A 20,810-nucleotide genomic window follows, 5' to 3' on the forward strand; every position below is an offset into this window, starting at 1 on the left:
ATATACAGGCAATTGATATGAGCAAAGATACACTTCCAAAAATAGCCATCATAGGTGCGGGCTGGTTAGGAAAACCATTAGCACAGCAGCTATTATCACAAGATTATCCGCTGACGGTAAGTTGTAGCCATATAGACAAAGCCGCAAGTTTAACCATAGCCGGGGTCCCTGCGGTTAGCGCGACCCTTAGCGAAGAACCTCAAGGAGACTGGCAAGGTTTATTAGCCAATAAAGATATTGCGATTTGCCTACTCCCTGCTAGCCGAGGTAATCATGCCAATAGTCCCTTGGCAGTTCAAATAAAGCAATTACTGCTCATGTTAAAACAATATAACGTGGGTAAATTTATTTTTGTCAGCTCTACTAGTATTTATCAAAAAACCAATAATGCACTAGCAGAAACGGCGCCATTAAACCCGAGCAGTACCGTGTACGCGGCAGAACAGTTGATACAACAGCAACAGGATGTTGAGTACACGATTATTCGCTTTGCCGGATTAATCAGTGAGGATAGAAATCCAACACGCAGCTTATCGAAAAAAAGCACTAGCGGGCATATCTTTGATGCCGGTAAGTCACCGGTAAATTTAATCCATCAAAACGATGCAATAGGCGTGATCCAAGCGGTGATCAAACAGCAATGTTGGGGAGAAATATTGAATGCCTGCAGCGATCAACATGCCAGCAGACAAGTCTTTTATCAGCAAGGAGCTAAGCAGCTTGGCATCACCATCCCAAGCTTTAGTGACGACAACAGTAAACCAAATTGCATCATTGCCAACGATAAATTAAAGCAGCAACTAAATTATCAATTCAAGCATAACTCAGCTACAGATTTAGTAATTTAGGCTTTGGCATTTGACTTGGTTTAATACTGTCAACGAGATAAAGCGACATAAGAATGGGGTGGCGTAGCCAAATGCGCGCTCGCCCCCAACGATAAATAGTCTTGACTTGCTTAGAAACAACAGGGGTATAGCATACTGCTGTACAAGTTGCGCAGGTTGGTTTTTCTGTACCACTCTCACAAAATGCCAATTTACGTGCCGTCATTTGTTGTAGACGGTCGCATTCTCGACACACTTTACCTTGATAAACATGATGCTGTTTACAATACATAGTGATCATTGCATTTTGCAGGCGCATTTCGCGTTTTAAACGTGGGTGCGCTAAAGTTTCAGTGACTGTTTTCATCGTATATCTATTCTATTTATTAGCAATTCAACATGACTATCGAGCACATTAAAGTATCGCTAAACAATAAAATTAATCTTGTATAAATTCAGAAGAGCGCAATTAGAACAGCAAAAATATCGAACTGCAAGACAAAAAGTTTGATGCGTTTAGTTTGCATTCGTTTTTGCCTAGCCTCACAATGTTCGCCATAATGATATAACAAACTGTCTTAATTATTGTCCAGCTTGCGCTAATCCGACCGTCACAGCCTCTTTTGTTAACAGCTCTGGTAATAATTTACCTTGTGGTAATGCCGGACCAAATATCTGATTAAAAGGAATTGCGTAACGGCCATGACGTTTTAAATAAGTCTCAATCTGTTTATCCGGTTTGGTCCAGTCACCTTTCATCACCACAACATTGTCAGCATTTAACAGCTTAATAATATCACTACGTTGCAATACCGCACGATCATTCACCACGCAGGTAATACACCAATCAGCAGTTATATCGATAAACACTGTTTTTCCTTCTGCGATATAGCCAGCAATTTTTTCCGGCTCAAATACTTGCCACTTTATTGCAGAGGTCGACGCTATTTTTTCACCAGAGAACTCAGCTACCGATGCCGGAGACAAAATAATAGTATTCGCTAACAACAAATACACTGTGAACGTAGTGACTAACGCTCGCGGGCCAGGTCTCACAATCAATAAGATCACCATAGCGCAAATTAGCAAACTAAATAGCGTCCACAACAGCATCGTTAAATGTGCTTGTAACAACCAAACTAACCAGACTAATGTGGCGCATAATAACGCCGCTAAGAATTGACGAAAACGAATCATCCACAGCCCCGCCTTAGGCATGATTTTGACGCTATTCGGCCAAATCGCAATCAGTAAGTACGGTAATGATAATCCAAAAGCAAGACCACTGAATATCACCATAATTTGCCAACCAGATCCCGCTAATGCAAACGCCACAGCGGTACCTAAAAAAGGTGCTGAACATGGCGTTGCTAATAACACAGCAAAGATACCTTGGTAAAAATGCCCTTTATTGGAACCTGATATTTTATCCATTAAACTTTGCGGCAACTGCACATCAAACTTATCTAATAAATTTAAAGCAAATAACACCAACACCGGGATCATAATCAACAAAAATGTCGCCGACTGGAATTGCACGCCCCAACCAAAACCAATACCGAAGTATTTTAGGCCAATAAACAACAACCCCAACAGCCAAAAGGCGACAAAGATACCAGCAGCACTTAATAAAAAATTAACCCGTCGTTGTGCATTAGATTCACTAACCGATTCAACCACCCCTAATAACTTAATCGACAATACCGGTAAGACACACGGCATTAAATTAAGAATGAAACCACCAGCAATCGCCAGCAATAACATGTAGATCCAACTTGGTAGCGTTTGCTCAATGGCCGTTGGGGCAATATTATCAGTAAAGCTAATCCCACCTTGCATCGAAGTAAGCGTCACTTTTAGCGATTGATCAGGCTCGAGTCGAGCAGGCGTTCCAGCCATATCTTCGACAGCCATAATGAGTCGTGTCACCCCCTCTTTTTGGGTTATTTCTGGACGGCTAAACAAAGTAAAGTCGACACCTTCAACAAAACCATCCACAACAGGCTCCGTAAGCCCAGCTACTTCAATCACTAATTGTGATGACTGACTATCCCAGCCAAGCTGTTGTAATGATGCTGGCGTAGCACTGATATCCACAGGGACATTTCCGACATAAGCTTTTAACTGCGCGCTTGATGCTTTATCTATACTGGGATCTGTCGCCGGTAAGTTCAACGTAAGATTAACTTGGGCGCGAATACACACTTCTCGGCATACTAGCATTGTCGTTTTAGCTTGCAGCGTTAGCGCTTTACTCGGGTCTTCCACCGTCACTTGCAGTGGATAAATAACTTCATGCTTGTAACCATATGTCTCAATGTCATATACCATCATGCGCTGGGGTATAGGCCACAGCCATTCTACATTGGCTAAATTTTCAGAATCTTGCCAATCAATGCTGGGCGGCGCCCCCGCTAATCCAGGCGAACTCCAATAAGTTTTCCACTCATCATCTAATATTATTTTTAAGCCCATTGATAACACTGTAGCGCCATTAACGCCGTTCGCAGTCGATAATAACTGCGCAGTAGCCACTTTTGCAGCGGGATCAGATACGCTATTACTTTGCTGTGCAGAAGCAACAGAAGAAAGTAATAAGCAAATTAAAATATAAAATCGCATTCGGTCAATTCCCAATTTTTTAAACTGTGGTTATCTTAAATCAGCATCTAAATATATGACATTAAAAATGCATGTTAACTTCATTCATTATCTAACTCCGCCAGAATTAGATATACTTCTCACGAAAAATCACTAACACTCGAACTCAGTTAGATATTTAATTTATCTAACATTAAGTTAATTTTATCACATCACTTTTTACAATAGGCAACTACAATGGATTACGCATTTGTTAAACACATGCACATGGGCATGGCTTACCTGAGTATCACTTTCTTTATTTTTCGTTCAATTTTATCGGTTTCAGAATCGGCATTATTACAAAATAAAGTAATCAAAATATTACCGCACATCATTGATACTCTGCTTATTCTATTAGCAGGTCATTTAATGGTGACAATCCAACAATACCCGTTTACAGATGCTTGGTTAACGGCCAAATTAATCGGACTTATCGCCTATATCATTGTTGGTACTATCGCGATTAAACGTGGTAAAACGGCCGTGATCCGTTTATGGGCAAGTGTTATCGCCATCGCTATCTTCGCTTACATTCTTGGCGTAGCTAAAAGCCATGATGTCATGTCATGGTTAGCAATCGCTTAAAGGTTTCCTATGACAGCTGCAGTACTATTACAGCAATACGGTAAGTTATTTCAACGTACAGGCAAACCAGTATTAGATTTAGCCTGTGGTACTGGCCGCAATGGTTTGTATTTGCAACAGCAGCAAATACCGACTATTTTTGCTGATAAAAACCAAACTGCATTAACCAGTATAGCGGCGGTGCCTAGCACCGATGCCAAGAACTGCTGGCAAGTTGACTTTGAAGATGGTCAACAACAATTGCAACCCAACAGCTATCAGGGCGTTGTGGTATTTCGGTATTTACATCGCCCGTTAATTAACGATATCAAGCAAGCAGTATGCTCTGGTGGTATTGTCATTTATGAAACGTTTACCGTTGAAAATAGGCAGTTTGGTCGACCTAACCGTGATGCATTTTTATTACAGTTGGGCGAATTAAAAGAGATGTTCAGTGATTGGGAATGTTTGCATTATTTCGAAGGCATTGAACGAGATCCAGATCGTGCAATTGCTCAGATCGTTTGTAGAAAATTATAAAATAGTCTGTAAGAAACCATAAAAAAAGCGCCATGTCGAATCATCAACATGGCGCTCTTATCACAATTATAACAATCCGATATTAAGCGCGGATGAAATCAATGTGTTGTAATTTTGGCTTGAACGCGTGGCGTTGCATAGCTTTAACAGTAACAGCCATTTCAGTACCGTCAACTACAAGCGTAATTACTGAAGAGAAAAACTCTTCGCTACGTTGTGCGTTGTTAACTGTATCGTGGTCTAGTTCGATAGAGATAGCTTCTTCGCCTTTACCGTAAATTACAGCAGGGAATTTGTTAGCGTGACGTAGGCGGCGGCTCGCACCTTTCCCAAGGTCAGAACGTACTTGTGCTTCAAAAGTGAAAGACATAATCTTTTCCTAATAAGTAGTAATATTTAGATCTGGACTAAAATCCAGATAAGTAAGCGTCTTTTAACTGCTGCCTGCGACCGGGCAACAACAGTATAATTAACGGGTGCGGATAATACCATGGCAACACAAACACAACAAGTAAATGCGCATAACTAAAAATAACGCGGGAAATAAACAGAGGATGATTCGATGAATAAATCGAACTCACAAAATAAGATAAATTATAATCTACTTTAATAATTATCCACTATACTCCGTAGGAATGGCAATACGAAAACTCTAAAAAAAACAACTGAAAAACGAATAAGTAACACAAAACACTAGCCACAACCATTATGCAATATAATAAGCCGATTAAATATCAAAGTCAGTTTAAGATCACTAAACCGATTATTTCAATAAGTTAATACTACTTTTGGTTAAGTTTATGCTGCTATAATCTAAAAACTAACGCCCCGCAAATATTTTAGGATCTTGCATGCTGGACTCAGAATTAATTAGGCTAAGTAAAGACAATAATCAAGCCGAAGTCCGCCTGATCCCAAATAAACACGCTCCACTCACAGTGGCTAATTTGCTTAGCCTGCTCAATGTTGACCCCTTTAATCAATTATCGCCGATCCTTGCCAACCTTGAAGAGGCTGTCACCCAAGTAAATAAACTTACCGGTAAGCGTGCTGGCGCTGAAGAATTTCTTTTTATTCTTGCAGACCGTAATAGCTGCAAAATAGAAATATCACTCAGTAAAGACAACATGCAAGCAGAGATAAATTTAACCGCAGGCTGGGGGGAACACCAAATTTCAATTGATGATATTTTAACTGAACTTAGCAATAACAAGATCCACCTTGGTATTGATAAGCAAAAGATAGCGGCGCAACTAACGCAATTATCAGCACTCTCTCCAGGTCAAGACATTACGATTATCGCAGCCGAAGGTCAACTACCTATCCATGGTAAAAATGCGGAGTTAAAACGCCAAGTCTCTTTAGCGCGAGAGCGCTTATTACAACCACAGCTAAAAACTGATGGTAATGTTGATATGCGTAATCTAGGTGAAATAGAGATGGTCGAGGCAAACGATCTGCTCATCGAAAAAATACCTGCCGATGATGGCGTTAAAGGATTCGATTTATTAGGTAAAGAATTATTGCCAAAGTCAGGTAAAGATATCAAGTTACAAGTAGGTCCAGGTACTTGTATTGACCCCAACAATCCACTTCAACAACTTGCAACCATGACTGGCCAAGTTGTTGAAGTTAGAGGTATATTACAAGTAGATGATATATTGACGATTAAAAATGTCGATGTCAGTACTGGCCACATTAAGTTTAAAGGCAGTATTCTCATCACTGGCGATGTTGATGCCGAGATGATAGTACAAAGCACTGGTGATATTACCGTCATGGGTTTCGTTGATTCCGCGACCTTAATTGCCGAAGGCGATGTTATCGTCAATAAAGGTATTTTAGGACGTCAAGTAACCAGTAAAGACAACTTCCAAGAACTCGCGACTAAGATCACTGCACAAGGCCAAATACGCGCACAGTTTGTGCAATATTCAGAACTAACTGCCACAGGTGATATCACTATCACCAAGCAATTGTTACACAGTGTGACGAATACCAAGGGAAAACTGACAGTCAATGATGGATTCAACCGCCGTGGCGATATCGTCGGTGGTAGCGTTAACGCCAACAATGGTATTAACGTCGTCAGCATAGGGGCGACCTCAGGCACGAAAACTGAAATATTCTGTGCGATGCAAGAAGAAGATATACGCGAACAAGTTCAAGATCGTAGCTTAGAGTTAAAAGCATTGATTGAGGAGGATGATTCGCTGTGGATTAAAATCAATAACCTACCACCGAAAGAAAAATGGAAACACGATCACGGTGTAGTAACAGAAATAAAAGAAATGCTGCATTCGAAAAATAGGTTCAATCAACAACGGGTGGATGATGAAATCGAACTACAACAGTTACAGCTAGAACTCGAGCAATACTACCAAGTACACCTTATTGATGTGGGTAAATGTATTTTTGATAATGTGACATTAAATATTGGTTCGGCATCCACAATTACACAACGTGAGTACGGCCCTTGCCGAGTAGTCCATAACAATAAACAAATTGATTTTGACTATGCTAACCACGGCTAAATCACCATAATCATCTTTCGTCATATTGAAATTAAAAAGGCCTAAATCACAACAATGACTTAGACCTTTTTGATAGAGTATGAGCGTTTATAGACTAGCTAATGCTTGGGTAAAGTCAGCCAGTAAATCCTCAGTATCTTCAATACCAATTGAACAACGGATCATATTTTCACTAATCCCTGATTCTTGACGCGCAGCTAAACCGATTTCATGAAAAATAGTAGGTGCTACAGGCAATGCTAGACTACGATTATCTCCTAAATGTGTCGCGCCAATAACTAACTTCAACTCATTCAAAAATTGGCAGCAATCGAAGCCTTCTTTAAGATCTAAGCTGATCATAGACCCTGATGCGCCAAAGAGTGATTTAGCACGAGTATATTGTGGGTGCGATTCTAGGCCAGGATAATACACACGATCAACTTTTGGGTGATTCTCTAGTATTAATGCCAACGCTAAAGCCGAACTCGATGATTGTTTAACACGTAGCGCCATCGTTTCTGAACCCAGTGCTAATTGACCAGCCGCTTCAGAACTCAGGCAAGCACCCATATCACGTAACCCTTTCTTCTTCATTTGCGCATAACCCCACATTGCAGGATCACCTTTACGGTACGCTTCAAAGATATTTGGATACTGTGACCAATCAAATAAACCGGTATCAGTAACAGAGCCACCAATCACATTACCGTGACCACCAAAATATTTTGATAACGAAGTCACGATCAGGTGACATTTCACCACTTTAGGTTGAAATAGATAAGCAGATGTTAGCGTGTTATCGACCACATATAATAAGCCTTTAGCATCACAAAGTTCGCCTATTTCAACTAAATCACAAACTTGTGTCGCTGGGTTAGCGATTGTTTCTACAAACACCATTTTAGTGTTCGCTTGGCAAGCTGCAGCAACGTTAGCCACATCAGTCGCATCAACAAGCGTTACTTCAATACCAAAACTTTTTAATGTGCCAAACACACTTGAGGTATTACCGAATAAAAAACGACTGGCAACGATATGATCGCCACCTTTTAATAAAGTCAAAAATACCGCGACAATAGCCGCCATACCGGAGCTAAAACAAAGTGATGCTTTACCTTGTTCCATTTCACAGATCATGTTCTGTAACATATCAATCGTTGGTGTTGCTTGACGAGCATAAGCTTGGCCAGCTTGGCGGCCTTGGAAGATATCGATAAGATCTTGAATGTCATCATAACCGTAAGTTGCTGAGTTATAAATGGGGGCGTGAATAGCCCCAAACTCTAGATTTTGATTGTGATCATGATGAACTAAATGAGTCGTGAATCCCTGCTCTTTCATTGTTATTCCTTGCATACAACAAATTGAAGTTAACCTCATTATTGATCAGGATGAGGTTAACTTATAGCATTTATGCCATTTATAATTAGCGCCTAAAGTTACGGGTGTACATCACGGCTAATTGGGTTTTGTAACGAGATCAATGTTTCTGTCGATTGCACTTCTTCAATCTGTTGAATTTTATCAATCAATACTTTTTGTAACTCATCAATTGAGCGCGTCATCAGTTTTACAAAAATATTATAATTACCCGTTGTGTAATATGCTTCAACGACTTCATCTAGCGCTTTTAATTGCGCTAAGGCAGAAGGGTAATCTTTTGCGCTCTTTAGATTAATACCAATAAAACAACACACGTCATAACCGAGTTTCTTCGGACACACTTCCACTTTAGTGCCAAGGATGACACCTGTTGATTTCATTTTTTCGACTCGAACGTGGATAGTACCCGCACTGACGTTAAATTTTTTCGCCAGTTCAGCATAAGGGACACGTGCATTGACCATGAGTGCATTAAGGATTTTTTTATCTAATTCATCAAGATGAGCATTAAGCGACATTACAACGATTCCGATCATAAGTAACAATACAAGAAGTCGATTATAACGCTAAAACCATAATCATCTAGCGTATAATTTGAATAATCTTGATAAATTACCACCTTTTTGACTGCATAACTGCGATTTAGCCACTATCTCCTTAATTAATAGCTCAATTTACCAAATTCGAAATTAGTTTAATGACAATGTTAAAAATACTATTGGTCACATCGCCTGCTTGAGTTACCATTTCGGTCTGCAAACAGCGCAATTATTTATTCAGGTAACTTAATGTCTCAGCAACAATATAATCTTATCGTCGTACTCGGTGCGACCGCATCCGGGAAAACCCGTTTGGGTGTCAACCTAGCAAAACAATTAGACGGTGAAGTGATCTCGGGCGATTCTCGACAGGTCTATACCTGCCTCGATATTGGCTCAGGCAAAGATTTAGCTGAATACGATAACGTACCTTACCATTTGATTGATATTATCGAGCCCGGTAAGGAATATAACGCGTTTCAATTTCAACGTGATTTCTTCAACGTATTTAAAGACATTAACCAGCGTAATAAATTACCGTTACTCGTCGGCGGTACAGGCTTATACATAGATGCAGTTGTTGCAGGTTATGAATTTGTGCAACTCGATAAAAACATGCCCCAGCGTGAGCAGTTTGCTGAAATGGCGTTAGAAGATGTACAGAAAATTTTACTTGAGCTTGATAGCCAATCCTATACAGCAACAGATATTACAGCCCGTCCACGTTTGTATCGCGCAATTGAAATAGCGCAACATGCCGCGTCCCAAACAGCTCCTGTTACCAAAACAGTACTGCCAGAAATAAAGCCACTGTATTTCGGTATCAAATGGGACCGCAGTGAATTACGTCAGCGTATCACCTTACGTTTAAAAGAACGCTTAGAACACGGCATGATTGAAGAAGTTGAAGGCTTGTTAGCGCAAGGTATTACGCATGAAAAGCTAGAATACCTTGGCCTTGAATACCGTTTTGTCAGTCAGTATATCGAAGGGAAGATAAGCTATGATGAGATGTTTGATATATTAAATATCGCCATCCACAAATATGCAAAGCGCCAAGATACCTGGTTTAGAAGAATGGAACGTCAAGGTGCAACCATTCATTGGCTAGACGGTACTGGTGATATCAATAAACAAGCGCAAGTGGTACTTAATCAATTTCAAAGGAGTTAATATTTAGACTCGCATAATCACGCTAAATCCTTATATCTCAGTATCAAAAAAGCCACACCGAATCGGTGTGGCTATTATTTGAATCTAAGTCTCACTCTATCTACTTACTCAATTATCCATTATCAATAATTCAATTGAAGTAAATAGTTGTCTTAGTCAGTATTATTTAGTCACTTGATGCTCTGGATTATATTTATCCATCACCACTGCACACACAGCATCACCAGTAATATTCAATGCAGTACGCACCATATCAAAAATACGATCTAATGCGAATAATAGTGGTAAACCTTCGATAGGAATGCCCGCCGCAAGGAGTACCGCAACAACAAGGAAAGAGGGTCCCGGAACACCCGCTTGACCAATCGCACCCAATGTCGATGTAAAGATGATCGCAGCATAAGCAGCCATACCCAATTCAACATTGAACATTTGTGCAAAGAACACGGCTACTAGGCCATAATAAATAGCGTTACCACTCATGTTGATCGTCGCACCTAACGGTAATACAAACGCAGCTGTTGAGTTAGCAAGTTTTAATTCTTTTTCACACACTTCCAGTGTTACTGGTAATGTAGCCATTGATGATGCGGTAGATAATGCGAGTGCTTGTGGCTTTTTCATCGCCGACATAAATTTAAGTACTGGTGTATCAGAGAAGAACTTCACTACCAGTGGATAGAAGATAAAGCCATAAATAATAATCGCAGCGATATAAACCACGAATAGTTTCATCACTACCGCTAGTGCACTAAAGCCAAATGTACCAACTGATTCTGCCATCAGACCAAATACACCAATTGGAGCAATAACCATCACACAGTTAATCATCCAAACGAACGCATCAATAATGGTCTGTAAGCCATCCATAATAGGTTTTGCACGTTTACGCTCTACTTTCGTTAACGCAATACCAAAGAAGATGCTAAATACTAAAATTTGCAGAATGTTGCCACTGGTTAAAGCACTGAATACATTCGTTGGGATCATACCAATGATAGTATCAAATACACCGGGCAATGCACCTTGCTCGGCAGTAACAACAGCAAGACCCGCTGCCTGTTGAGAAAAATCAACACCCACACCTGGTTCAAATACATTACCCATCACTAAGGCAAGCGCCACAGCAATCGCCGATGTCAGCATAAAGAATACAAACGTACCCACACCGATTTTACCTGCGGAAGGGCTATCACCAAGATTAGCAGCACCGGCTATAATCGATACAGCAACAAGTGGAATCACCAACATTTTAATCAAATTAATGAATAACGCACCCAGAGGCGCAAAAATAGCAGCGCCTTCGCCCATGAAGGCACCAACCGCCGCGCCAACTATCATGGCGATAACAACTTGAAATCCAATATTTTTAACTAAACTTTTTTTATCCGTAAGCAAAACACTCTCCAAATAAGGCCTTAAGCAATATATTATAGGTTAACGAAAATCGCGGCGAAGATAACACAGCAAGTAAGGCATAAACGTGATCAAACGCCAACTTTTTGTGTATATCTTTGCAAATTCGATAACAAAGCATTGCCTTTTTAGGATAAATGATAATTAAGGGTCTAAATCTACGATTCGTTAATCTTGGATAAGTAATGCCATTAGCCCACTGACCCGTTCGGTACGTAATTTAATCGCCTTTTTCATTACCGTCACGTTGGTGAATATGTCTAATTGCTCTTTTGCACGGGTAATACCTGTGTACACCAACTCCCTGGTAAGCACTGGATTAAAGCGATTAGGTAAAATCATAACCGTGTGCCTAAACTCAGACCCTTGTGATTTATGAATTGTCATTGCAAACACGGTTTGATGCGGTGGTAATCGACTCGGCAAAAAAGATTGCACGTTACCGTCTGCCATTTCAAAATAAACCCGCATACGACGGTCTTCATCCTGCATGCAAATACCAATGTCACCATTGTATAAACCAAGACCATGATCATTATTGGTGATCATAATCGGTCTACCGGCATACCATTCAGATTGGTCTTTACGTATTTTACGTGTTGCTACTAATGCTTTTTCGATACGCTGGTTTAAACCTTCGACACCAAAGTCGCCTTCTCTGATCGCGGTTAAGATTTGGAAGTCATTAAAACTACGTAATATCGATTTAGCGTCCTCGTCACTCGGTGATACAACTACCTTAGTCAAGTAATCTTGATAACCTGTTTTTGCCATAGTAATAAGCGAATCATAAGTTTCTGTCGATAACGGGTGCAGGTTAATATCATCATGTTGATTTTCCCACACGCTATCAAATTCGTTTAGATCACCTCGATTCACCGCCCCCGCTAAACAGCCGATACCTGATTCGGCATCGAAACGATAGCTCTTACGTAATAAGCAAAGACTGTCATATATCGCCGTCGCATCGGTGGCTTGGTACTGGTTTAGATCGTAATCGGTAATACTAGATAACCAGTTTACTTGCCCAGTAGAATAACCCTTCGTTGCATAAGCACAGATATCCGCGAGTACAGAGCCAGCCTCTACCGACGCCAGCTGATCTTTATCACCCAGTAATATCAATCGAGCATGGGGCGGTAATGCTGCTAACAGTTTCGCCATCAAAGGTAAATCCACCATCGAGGCTTCATCAACAACCAGCACATCAAGGTGTAATGGGTTATCTTTATTATGACGGAATGCTTGTCTATTCGGGATCACCCCTAATAATCTATGTATTGTCCCTGCTTGCTCGGGAATTAAATCAGCCACACTGACCGGTAAATCTAACTTCCCCTTCGCACCCGCAATCGACTCTGTTAAACGAGCTGCCGCTTTACCTGTTGGTGCAACTAATTTAATGGTTAACGCTTGTTGTGCTAATAAACCTTGTTCAATCAATAACGCCAGCAGTTTAGTTACTGTGGTTGTTTTACCTGTACCAGGGCCACCGGATATCACCGAGAAATGCCGCGTCGCTGCGACAGCTACAGATAGCTTTTGCCAGTTAAGACAATAGGCTTCTGGAATCAAGCTATCTAAGGCATGTAATTCTTGAGCATTCTTAGCCGTCAGTAATACTTGCTCCACATCACTCCAGCTAATACGACCTTTCTTAACGACATCTAAGTACTTGGCCACAAATGACTGCGCACTAAAATTAACTTCTCGTTCTTTCGCTAAAATAGGAAAGAGGAAACCATAATCACGTTTAAATAAACGGTTCAAGCTGGTACTGAGATCTGGCTGTTGGCTTTGCTTGGCTAAATTCTTCAACTGCTGCGCAACTTGTAATTCGTAAGCCCAGTAACGCTGTAAATATAATTTCCCCGCCTCAGCAACAAACTGCAGTGGCGCAGACTCACCCACAACAGCTGAGTTTGCCAATAAACTTGGCCAAGACTCATTGCGATTCGATATTTCCGTCAGTAATAAGTGTGAACGGGTTAAATTCAGATCAAATAACGCATTACTATCGATACCTTGTAAATCAATGCATACATGGCCTTTACCCAGTTGATAACTGGTTAAGCAGGCCAATAAAATGATCGCGGGTTCAGATTCATAATTACTAATAAATCGAGCGAATTGATAATCAAGTTGACGGATCTGATTTTCATTGGCTAATTCTTTTAAACACTGCAGTATGCTCATTATTCAAGTTCTCCTAAAAATAATTCATCTAACTGCATAACAAAATCGAGTGATGGTTTAGTGAAAAACACACCATATTCATTGCCCGTCTCAACCCTCATTCCACGTAAGAATAAGTAATAGACGCCGCCAAAATGCTGTTCGTAATCATAATCTGGGATACGCGAACGTAAAAAACGATGCAACGCCAAAGTATATAACTGATACTGCAGCTCATAGCGATGCTCAATCATGACATGATCAATCGCATCAGCAGTGTACTCAGCTTGGCTGTCACCTAAATGGTTAGATTTATAATCAACGACGTAATAACGGCCTTCATAGACAAACACTAAATCGATAAAACCTTTTAGCATACCGCTGACTTGCTGAAAGTCTAACTCGCCCGCTTGCTGAGATAATCTGTCATGCTGCTTTATCAATACGTTCAAATCATCACAATTAAGCGATGAGATAGGCATGAAGAATTCCATCTCCACTTTCTTTTGTGAAGGGGTTAGTTGGCGCAAACTAAAACCATCTTGTAATGGACAATCCAGTACCTGATTAACCAATTCAAGTAAGATCGGTCGCCAAGCAATATCGTAACCTTCACGCTCTAACAACTGTAAGATCTGTTCGGTTAGCGCTTCTTCATCTACATTAGCAAAATCAATATGCTCAAACACAGTATGTAATAAAGTACCGGCGGCAGCACCGCGTGGGAAACTAAAAATATCCCAACTCATTTCCTGCTCTTCATCTTTTTCGGTATTCACTTCAGCATCAAACCCCGGTAATTCCAGTGAGGCATCGTAACTAGAATTACTGTTACCAGAGTTGCCGTTAGATCGATGACGAGATAATGCCGAATAACTTGTTACCCACCAATTCTTACTGATCGGGTTAGTCATGGTTTTAGCTTGATAGGTTACAACTGGCTCTGCAACAGGCTGGTAAGCAGGTACAGCTGCTAACGGCGGTTCCACAATCGCTACGCATGCTTTTAGTTCATCAACTTGTTGATCTGCAAGTTTTTCAACACAGCTTTTAAAGTCGGTATCTTTGCACTCTTCGCCTTGCTGTAATAGATAACCCATTGCGTTAAGGTGCATCTTATTATGAGAATTACCCATTTTAACGGCGCCAAGTCCTAACCACGTAGCATAAACACCACGCGTTAACGCAACATAAAGCAAACGTAAATCTTCCGCCAAACGCTCTTCATCCGCTTGCTCTTTAGCTGCTTCAAGGTTCTCTGAATCATCTAAATCAAGATGCACATAAGTATGGCCATCTTGATGATAAAGCGGCGTTGATGCTTGCCTGGTCGCACAAATGAATGGCAGGAATACTAAGTTATATTCCAAGCCTTTGGATTTATGAATAGTAACAACCTGCACCAAGTCTGCTTCACTTTCTAAACGAACGAGTTGCTCTTGAGCATCGCCATTAGGATTTTCAATCTTCTCACCAAACCAACGGAATAAACTGTATTCACCATCAAGCTCTAAACTTGCTTCTTGCAATAGTTCACCTAAATGCAGAACGTCAGTTAAACGGCGATCACCACCTTGAGCTGATAACATGATTGCGGCGATATTTTGTTTATTCAATAACAATCTTAATGCCGGTAAGAAACCTTGCCACTGTAAAGTCTTTTGGTAGAGCTTAAATTCAGCAACCGTTTGCTCCCACACTTTTTCATCATTACTGAGCTGGTCTAATTCAATGGCTGGTTTTTCAAAAATAGATGTCGCTAATGCCGCTCTTAATAACCCCTCATCTTCAGGATTCAATATGGCGGCAAAAATATGGTACAACTCACGCGCTTCACGACTGGCGAATACACTTTCGCGATTCGACATATACACACTAGGAATAGCTAAAGCATCGAGCTGATCACGGACTAATTTAGCTTCAGCACCAGTACGCACAAGAATAGCAATATCACCTGCTTTTATCGGCCGTCCCGATAACATAGCATTACCTTGCTGGGCATCCGTTAATAATGTCGCAATTTGGTTCGCAGTCGCCTTGGCGTAAACTTGTTGGTATCGGCCCTTAGTGATATTTTTTTGGTCTTCTTCTTCATGTAGCCACAATTGTAGCGCTGCAGGTTCAATACCATTTAATAATAATGGCTTGCTTTTACCGTGTGAATCAACAGGCAGGAAGCTAATGCTATCTTCATAAATAAACGGCTTATTGGCATGTTCAAATACGCGGTTAACTGCGCTAACCATGGAGTTCGAAGATCGCCAGTTTTTAGCTAACGTATAGTGCGCTTCAACATTTTTACGCGCCTGCATGTAAGTAAAAATATCTGCGCCACGAAAACTATAAATAGCTTGTTTCGGATCGCCAATCATGAACAAACCGGCACCATCTTGCTTGCCATAAATAGTATTAAAAATATCGTACTGTTGTTGATCGGTATCTTGGAATTCATCAATCATCGCAATTGGATATTGACTGCGGATACATTCCGCTAGACTAACAGCTTGGTCGCCGGCTAATGCATCAGATAACCCAGACAGCAAATCATCAAACGATAATAGCTGTGATTGGTTTTTAGTTTTCATCACTCGCGCACGCACGTATTCAACGGCTTTAACGATGAAGCAATCTTTAAGCGATAATGGTTTTTCTAATAAGCGTTCAATATCATCAAAAACTTGATGTTCAGGTGATACTTTGCCCTTTTTAGTTTTAGTCGTTAAAGTATGTTGAGAAAACTTAACCAAACAATCAGGCAGATCATTTTGCGTGGTTTCTGATTGCGACCACGTCAGCATTTCATGTAACCATTTCGATACGCTTGCAGGACGGTAGCTATTACCGTTTAAATTCCCCGCTTGAATCAACTCACAAAGATCGCCTACGTTGTTAAACCACGACGCTTTAACCTGCTGAATCGAGGTCACGAGTTTGTCGTAATCTGCAGCGATATCATCACTGCTTGTTTTAGCAATAAACTCAATATCAGTATTAGATAGGTATCCAGCGATGTCGCGTAATAACGCTTGTGGCGATGACCAAAAGCTATGCACCATATCGACCATGCCATCAGTATAACGGTAGAAATGACTGCGCCAGAAATCTGCAACGGCATTAAACTTTAGCTGTGATTCATCGGTAATGAATTCACTTTCAAATAATGCACCTGATTCAAATGCATTTTGCTTAAGCATGCGCTGACAAAAACCATGAATAGTATAAATAGCCGCTTCATCCATTTGTCTTTCTGCAGCTAATAGTAATTTTGCACAACGCCCGTAATCCTGTTTTTTAATATCCGCCAGCAGCAAGCTGATCACGGGGTCGTTACTGTGGCTAATACTAAATGCGATCCGCGCTTGATGAATACGCGCACGAATACGATCGCGTAATTCTGCAGTAGCCGCTTCGGTAAAGGTTACCACTAATATTTGTTCAACCGTGAGAAGTTGGTTTTCACCATCTTTATGATAAGCATTTTCGCCGCCATGCCCTAAAAGTAAACGCAGATATAAACTGGCAATGGTGAATGTTTTACCCGTACCAGCAGATGCTTCAATAAGGCGTTCTCCATATAAGGGAAACGTCATTGCATTTAGAATATTTACATCAGCCATTATTCAACATCCTCTAGGTAATCAAATATCGGAAATAGTGTGGTTTCAGAGGATGCTTTCATCAAGCCATAAACGTCATCATTTAAACGTGGAAAACTGCGCTGTAAGTAATCATCCGCATTTTCACCCATACGGTTATAACCACCTTCGAAATTTAATAATGCTTCAGCACGTAATTTATATTCGTCAGGTTCAGAACTTGAACACATGGATTTTGCCCAACCCCAGCCTGTTTTTGGAAATAGCGCAAAAGGCTGACAACAACCATCGTTATATACTTCAAGTAATTGAAATAATAATTCCCGCGCTCGAGATGCTTCAATTACTTTCAGGCTTTGTACGATAGGTTTACCCGCAGTTAAGTGAACTAAAGTAGTCGGCATCGGATTTTTAACACTAATACAAAAGCACAAGTGCTCTAACCAAACTTGTAAGTAGTCTTTACCATTGAATCCGCTTGGTTTATGTCGCACCAAACCACCGTTATACACTTGTTTCAACCAACCAACTAAGCGCCCTGATACCAGTGGAATATCAACTTCGATATCATCATTATTATTAGTTAAAAGAGGGGTTAACACCTGAGCAAGTTGGCTTACCGTAGCGACTTCTTTATTTAATGATATTTGTCCAAATCGGCCTAGAGGCAAACTACCAGAGGCAACTAATCTAGCTGTCACTTGCGCAACATCACCGTCCGCTAATTCTGTTTCTAACAATTGCGCTTTAAGGTGATATTTTTCTAAATTATCAACATCAAAAGGTTCATCATCCAATACATCAAGACTTGCTTGGTTAAAGTAAACTTTCAAACGGCGGTTAAAGAAATACTTAGTTGGATGACGATAAAAACGCAATAACTCCGCAAGCTCAATTTCTTGAGTATCATCATTAACAGCTAATGCAGGCAAAGGTTCGCTTAAGAATTCTCTTAATTCAACATTCGGCGCTAATGCGGGTAACCATTCTTTCGCGAAAGACATCGGCGACTCAGGATTAAAATAACGCGCATCAAAAGGCTGCAATGCATGATGATTAATTAAATGACGCAACAAACGCTCTGCTGATTCATCTGGTGAAAGATGTTCATCACCTGCAATACAAAAACTTTGCTGGCAATACTGTAATAATTCAGTAATCAATACCGATGGTAATCGCTCACTCTTATCGCGAATACTGTTACCGATGTAGCTAATATATAATTTACTTTGAGCCGATATCAGCGCTTCTAAAAATAAATAACGATCATCATCACGGCGACTACGATCACCTTGTTTGTGATCATTTGCCATTAAATCAAAGCCCATCGATGGAATCGAGCGCGGATAAACACCGTCATTCATACCAAGTAAGCAAATGACTTTAAATGGTATTGAACGCATAGGCATCAGGGTACAAAAGTTAACTTGTCCGGCGAGGAATTTTTGGCTTGAACCAACTTGGGATAATGCGTTATTTAAATAATCACGTAACACCAAGGGTGTAATTAATTTGTCGTAACAGGCACTTTTTAATTGCTCATCAAGATGAGAAAAAGCATCCCGAATAATTTTTATCGATTGCTCATCATCGACATCTATTTTGTAAAAATCATCGATAAGTGTATTAGCGAGCTTGATCCAATCAACAATCGATTTCGGATCTTGCAATGAGGTAATACTATCTAATAACGATTCAATAAATTGAGCAAGTTTACCCAATAATTCAGCTTCAATGCCCTGCACTTCTTGATACGGTAAAATACCTTGGTAAATATCATCACCGCCATATGCATAGCCTAATAACATACGATGTAGACCAAACAGCCAGGTATTTTGCTTCATACCTGGTAAATCAAAGCGTGTAGCGTCATCTTCGTCCAACCCCCAACGAATCCCAGACTCATCAATCCATTGGCGTAATCGGTTAAACTCATCAGGTGTAATAGCAAAGCGAGCCAAAACTGCGGGTACTTCTAATAGCGACAATAGCTCTGAGACATTACAGCGTGATAAAGGTAAAGCCAATAACTGTAAAAAGCTGAGTAGAATAGGGTTATCGTATTGTGCGCCACTATCAGAAACCGAAAAAGGAATATAACGTTCATCATAACGATCGATAGCACCAAACACCGCTTGAATATAAGGGCTATAGCCATTCACATCAGGCATCATGATAACCACATCACGCGGGTTTAAATCTGGATTTTCCGCAAACATTGTAAGCAAGTTATTATGTAAGACTTCTACTTCACGCATCGGGCTATGGCAACTATTTAGCTCAAGTGAAGAGTCAGTTGTACTAACGCTAAGCTTATAGCTGCTGTCAGGTTCTGAACCATCATTTATTGACGAACTAAATTCAGCCATACTGCGATCAGATAAATCTAAAATATCACGCTGGATACTAGCCAATAAGCCTTCATCCGTAGGTTCAACAAATACGTCTAATTCTTGACAACCAAATTCAGTTAATAGCGCCAAGTTATCACGACCGAGTTTACCCATAGAAGCTAATAATGGATTACCCACTTTAAAGGCGTCATCTTCATCAAATAAAGCACGAACAGTGTCCTCATCACTTGCGCTCACTTTATTACTCATGCCCAACTTTTCATTATTGTGATTAAGCATAGTACGTTGCTTTAGCAGCCACTTAGGGTCAATAAGATCACCCCAATATAATCGACAAGGATTAGATAACATGAAGTGAACATCAGTATGTTTGCCAAGCGTTTGCAGCGCATCTAAATAGCGCGGCGGTAGTGCTGAAACACCAAATACAAATATCCGAGCAGGTAAAAGCGTCGCATCAAAATGAGGGTGGTTAAGACGCGCAATAAACTGATCGTATAAGTTGGCACGGTGGTAATGAGATTGACCAAGGTCTTCAGTCTTTGTGACTAGCGCACGCCATAATAGCGGTTGCCAAGGGTGTGTATCCGCATGAATGTTTTCACCCGACTCCCAAGCCGCAACCCATTCTGGTCGATATACTAAATATTGATCAAACGTATCAGATATTTTTTGGCATAGTTGAAATAGGCGATAGTCATCAGAGTCATCCGCTAAGTAATGCTTTAATGATTCGAATTCAATTTGTTCTAATAAATCAGGCAGTATTAGCATTAACTTCCACGACATAGCCTCTTTATTGAAAGCACTTTTGTCTGGAATATTAGGTAATACTTTCTGGAACATTTTCCAAATGAAAGATGCTGGTAATGGAAAGGTGATATTCGCCGATATGCCCATCGACTTCGCCAATTCCATTTTAACCCATTGCGCCATACCCGGACTTTGAACAAGAACTTGCTCTTCAACGAAAGGATCTGCAAGTGGATCTTTAGCTATAAAGTGAGCCATAAGCTCTTTTAAAATATCTAACTGATTCGAATGATAAAGATTAAACACGGTAGCTCCAGACTAATAACCTACT

The 20,810-nt window shown here is 40.4% G+C and carries 14 protein-coding genes; 5 read left to right on the top strand and 9 right to left on the bottom strand.

Annotated elements, in window-relative coordinates; genetic code table 11:
* The first annotated feature begins 17 nt into the window (after window positions 1-17).
* Window positions 18-848, top strand: a complete 831-nt coding sequence (locus tag FR932_RS16700; protein ID WP_019442555.1) for an NAD(P)H-binding protein — start codon at window positions 18-20, stop codon at window positions 846-848.
* On the opposite strand, the gene FR932_RS16705 is transcribed toward FR932_RS16700, so the two are convergent.
* Together FR932_RS16705 and FR932_RS16710 are read right to left on the bottom strand one after the other, a co-directional pair.
* Window positions 829-1,194, bottom strand: coding sequence for a nitrous oxide-stimulated promoter family protein (locus tag FR932_RS16705; protein WP_019442556.1), 366 nt, complete (start codon window positions 1,192-1,194; stop codon window positions 829-831). The two genes, FR932_RS16700 and FR932_RS16705, sit on opposite strands and share 20 nt — an antisense overlap.
* A 215-nt stretch (window positions 1,195-1,409) precedes the next feature.
* On the bottom strand, window positions 1,410-3,449 hold the full coding sequence (locus tag FR932_RS16710; RefSeq protein ID WP_019442557.1) for a protein-disulfide reductase DsbD family protein: 2,040 nt from the start codon (window positions 3,447-3,449) through the stop codon (window positions 1,410-1,412).
* Between the two features lie 216 nt (window positions 3,450-3,665).
* Here FR932_RS16710 and FR932_RS16715 point away from each other — a divergent pair, with 216 nt between their 5' ends.
* On the top strand, window positions 3,666-4,055 hold the full coding sequence (locus FR932_RS16715) for a SirB2 family protein (protein ID WP_019442558.1): 390 nt from the start codon (window positions 3,666-3,668) through the stop codon (window positions 4,053-4,055).
* A gap of 9 nt (window positions 4,056-4,064) precedes the next feature.
* Entirely contained in the window at window positions 4,065-4,574 is a 510-nt protein-coding gene (locus tag FR932_RS16720) for a class I SAM-dependent methyltransferase (RefSeq protein WP_019442559.1), read from the top strand.
* An 82-nt stretch (window positions 4,575-4,656) separates the two neighbouring features.
* Here the strand turns inward: FR932_RS16720 and rplY are convergent, their stop codons facing one another.
* Entirely contained in the window at window positions 4,657-4,944 is a 288-nt protein-coding gene (rplY, locus tag FR932_RS16725) for a 50S ribosomal protein L25 (RefSeq protein WP_019442560.1), read from the bottom strand.
* 481 nt (window positions 4,945-5,425) lie between these two features.
* Between rplY and FR932_RS16730 the strand changes: the two genes are divergently transcribed.
* Window positions 5,426-7,108: a flagellar assembly protein A gene (locus FR932_RS16730; RefSeq protein ID WP_019442561.1), complete on the top strand. Its 1,683-nt coding sequence runs from the start codon at window positions 5,426-5,428 to the stop codon at window positions 7,106-7,108.
* Between the two features lie 87 nt (window positions 7,109-7,195).
* Here FR932_RS16730 and FR932_RS16735 read toward each other — a convergent pair whose 3' ends face one another.
* On the bottom strand, window positions 7,196-8,431 hold the full coding sequence (locus FR932_RS16735) for a cystathionine gamma-synthase family protein (protein ID WP_019442562.1): 1,236 nt from the start codon (window positions 8,429-8,431) through the stop codon (window positions 7,196-7,198).
* A gap of 98 nt (window positions 8,432-8,529) precedes the next feature.
* The gene (gene asnC, locus FR932_RS16740; RefSeq protein WP_019442563.1) at window positions 8,530-8,991 is read right to left on the bottom strand and encodes a transcriptional regulator AsnC; all 462 of its coding nucleotides are present in this window, start codon (window positions 8,989-8,991) and stop codon (window positions 8,530-8,532) included.
* A gap of 270 nt (window positions 8,992-9,261) precedes the next feature.
* Between asnC and miaA the strand changes: the two genes are divergently transcribed.
* A complete protein-coding gene (gene miaA, locus FR932_RS16745) occupies window positions 9,262-10,185 on the top strand; it encodes a tRNA (adenosine(37)-N6)-dimethylallyltransferase MiaA (RefSeq protein ID WP_019442564.1) in 924 nt (307 codons plus the stop codon).
* A 162-nt stretch (window positions 10,186-10,347) separates the two neighbouring features.
* Here the strand turns inward: miaA and FR932_RS16750 are convergent, their stop codons facing one another.
* The 4 genes from FR932_RS16750 to recC form a co-directional block, all read right to left on the bottom strand.
* Entirely contained in the window at window positions 10,348-11,583 is a 1,236-nt protein-coding gene (locus tag FR932_RS16750) for a dicarboxylate/amino acid:cation symporter (protein WP_019442565.1), read from the bottom strand.
* Between the two features lie 186 nt (window positions 11,584-11,769).
* The gene (gene recD / locus FR932_RS16755) at window positions 11,770-13,797 is read right to left on the bottom strand and encodes an exodeoxyribonuclease V subunit alpha (protein WP_019442566.1); all 2,028 of its coding nucleotides are present in this window, start codon (window positions 13,795-13,797) and stop codon (window positions 11,770-11,772) included.
* Window positions 13,797-17,393 (bottom strand): exodeoxyribonuclease V subunit beta, encoded by a 3,597-nt coding sequence (gene recB, locus FR932_RS16760; protein ID WP_019442567.1) that lies wholly within the window; start codon window positions 17,391-17,393, stop codon window positions 13,797-13,799. Before recB ends, recD begins: the two co-directional genes overlap by 1 nt.
* Window positions 17,393-20,785, bottom strand: a complete 3,393-nt coding sequence (recC, locus tag FR932_RS16765; protein WP_019442568.1) for an exodeoxyribonuclease V subunit gamma — start codon at window positions 20,783-20,785, stop codon at window positions 17,393-17,395. Before recC ends, recB begins: the two co-directional genes overlap by 1 nt.
* Between the last annotated feature and the right edge of the window lie 25 nt (window positions 20,786-20,810).

Source organism: Moritella marina ATCC 15381, from assembly GCF_008931805.1.
In the GTDB taxonomy this organism is placed as follows: Bacteria; Pseudomonadota; Gammaproteobacteria; order Enterobacterales; family Moritellaceae; genus Moritella; species Moritella marina.

Bases quoted from the DNA above. Each gene is read 5' to 3' on its own strand.
- FR932_RS16700 (WP_019442555.1), top strand. From the start codon at position 18: ATGAGCAAAGATACACTTCCAAAAATAGCCATCATAGGTGCGGGCTGG.
- FR932_RS16705 (WP_019442556.1), bottom strand. From the start codon at position 1,194: ATGAAAACAGTCACTGAAACTTTAGCGCACCCACGTTTAAAACGCGAA.
- FR932_RS16710 (WP_019442557.1), bottom strand. From the start codon at position 3,449: ATGCGATTTTATATTTTAATTTGCTTATTACTTTCTTCTGTTGCTTCT.
- FR932_RS16715 (WP_019442558.1), top strand. From the start codon at position 3,666: ATGGATTACGCATTTGTTAAACACATGCACATGGGCATGGCTTACCTG.
- FR932_RS16720 (WP_019442559.1), top strand. From the start codon at position 4,065: ATGACAGCTGCAGTACTATTACAGCAATACGGTAAGTTATTTCAACGT.
- rplY (WP_019442560.1), bottom strand. From the start codon at position 4,944: ATGTCTTTCACTTTTGAAGCACAAGTACGTTCTGACCTTGGGAAAGGT.
- FR932_RS16730 (WP_019442561.1), top strand. From the start codon at position 5,426: ATGCTGGACTCAGAATTAATTAGGCTAAGTAAAGACAATAATCAAGCC.
- FR932_RS16735 (WP_019442562.1), bottom strand. From the start codon at position 8,431: ATGAAAGAGCAGGGATTCACGACTCATTTAGTTCATCATGATCACAAT.
- asnC (WP_019442563.1), bottom strand. From the start codon at position 8,991: ATGTCGCTTAATGCTCATCTTGATGAATTAGATAAAAAAATCCTTAAT.
- miaA (WP_019442564.1), top strand. From the start codon at position 9,262: ATGTCTCAGCAACAATATAATCTTATCGTCGTACTCGGTGCGACCGCA.
- recD (WP_019442566.1), bottom strand. From the start codon at position 13,797: ATGAGCATACTGCAGTGTTTAAAAGAATTAGCCAATGAAAATCAGATC.
- recB (WP_019442567.1), bottom strand. From the start codon at position 17,393: ATGGCTGATGTAAATATTCTAAATGCAATGACGTTTCCCTTATATGGA.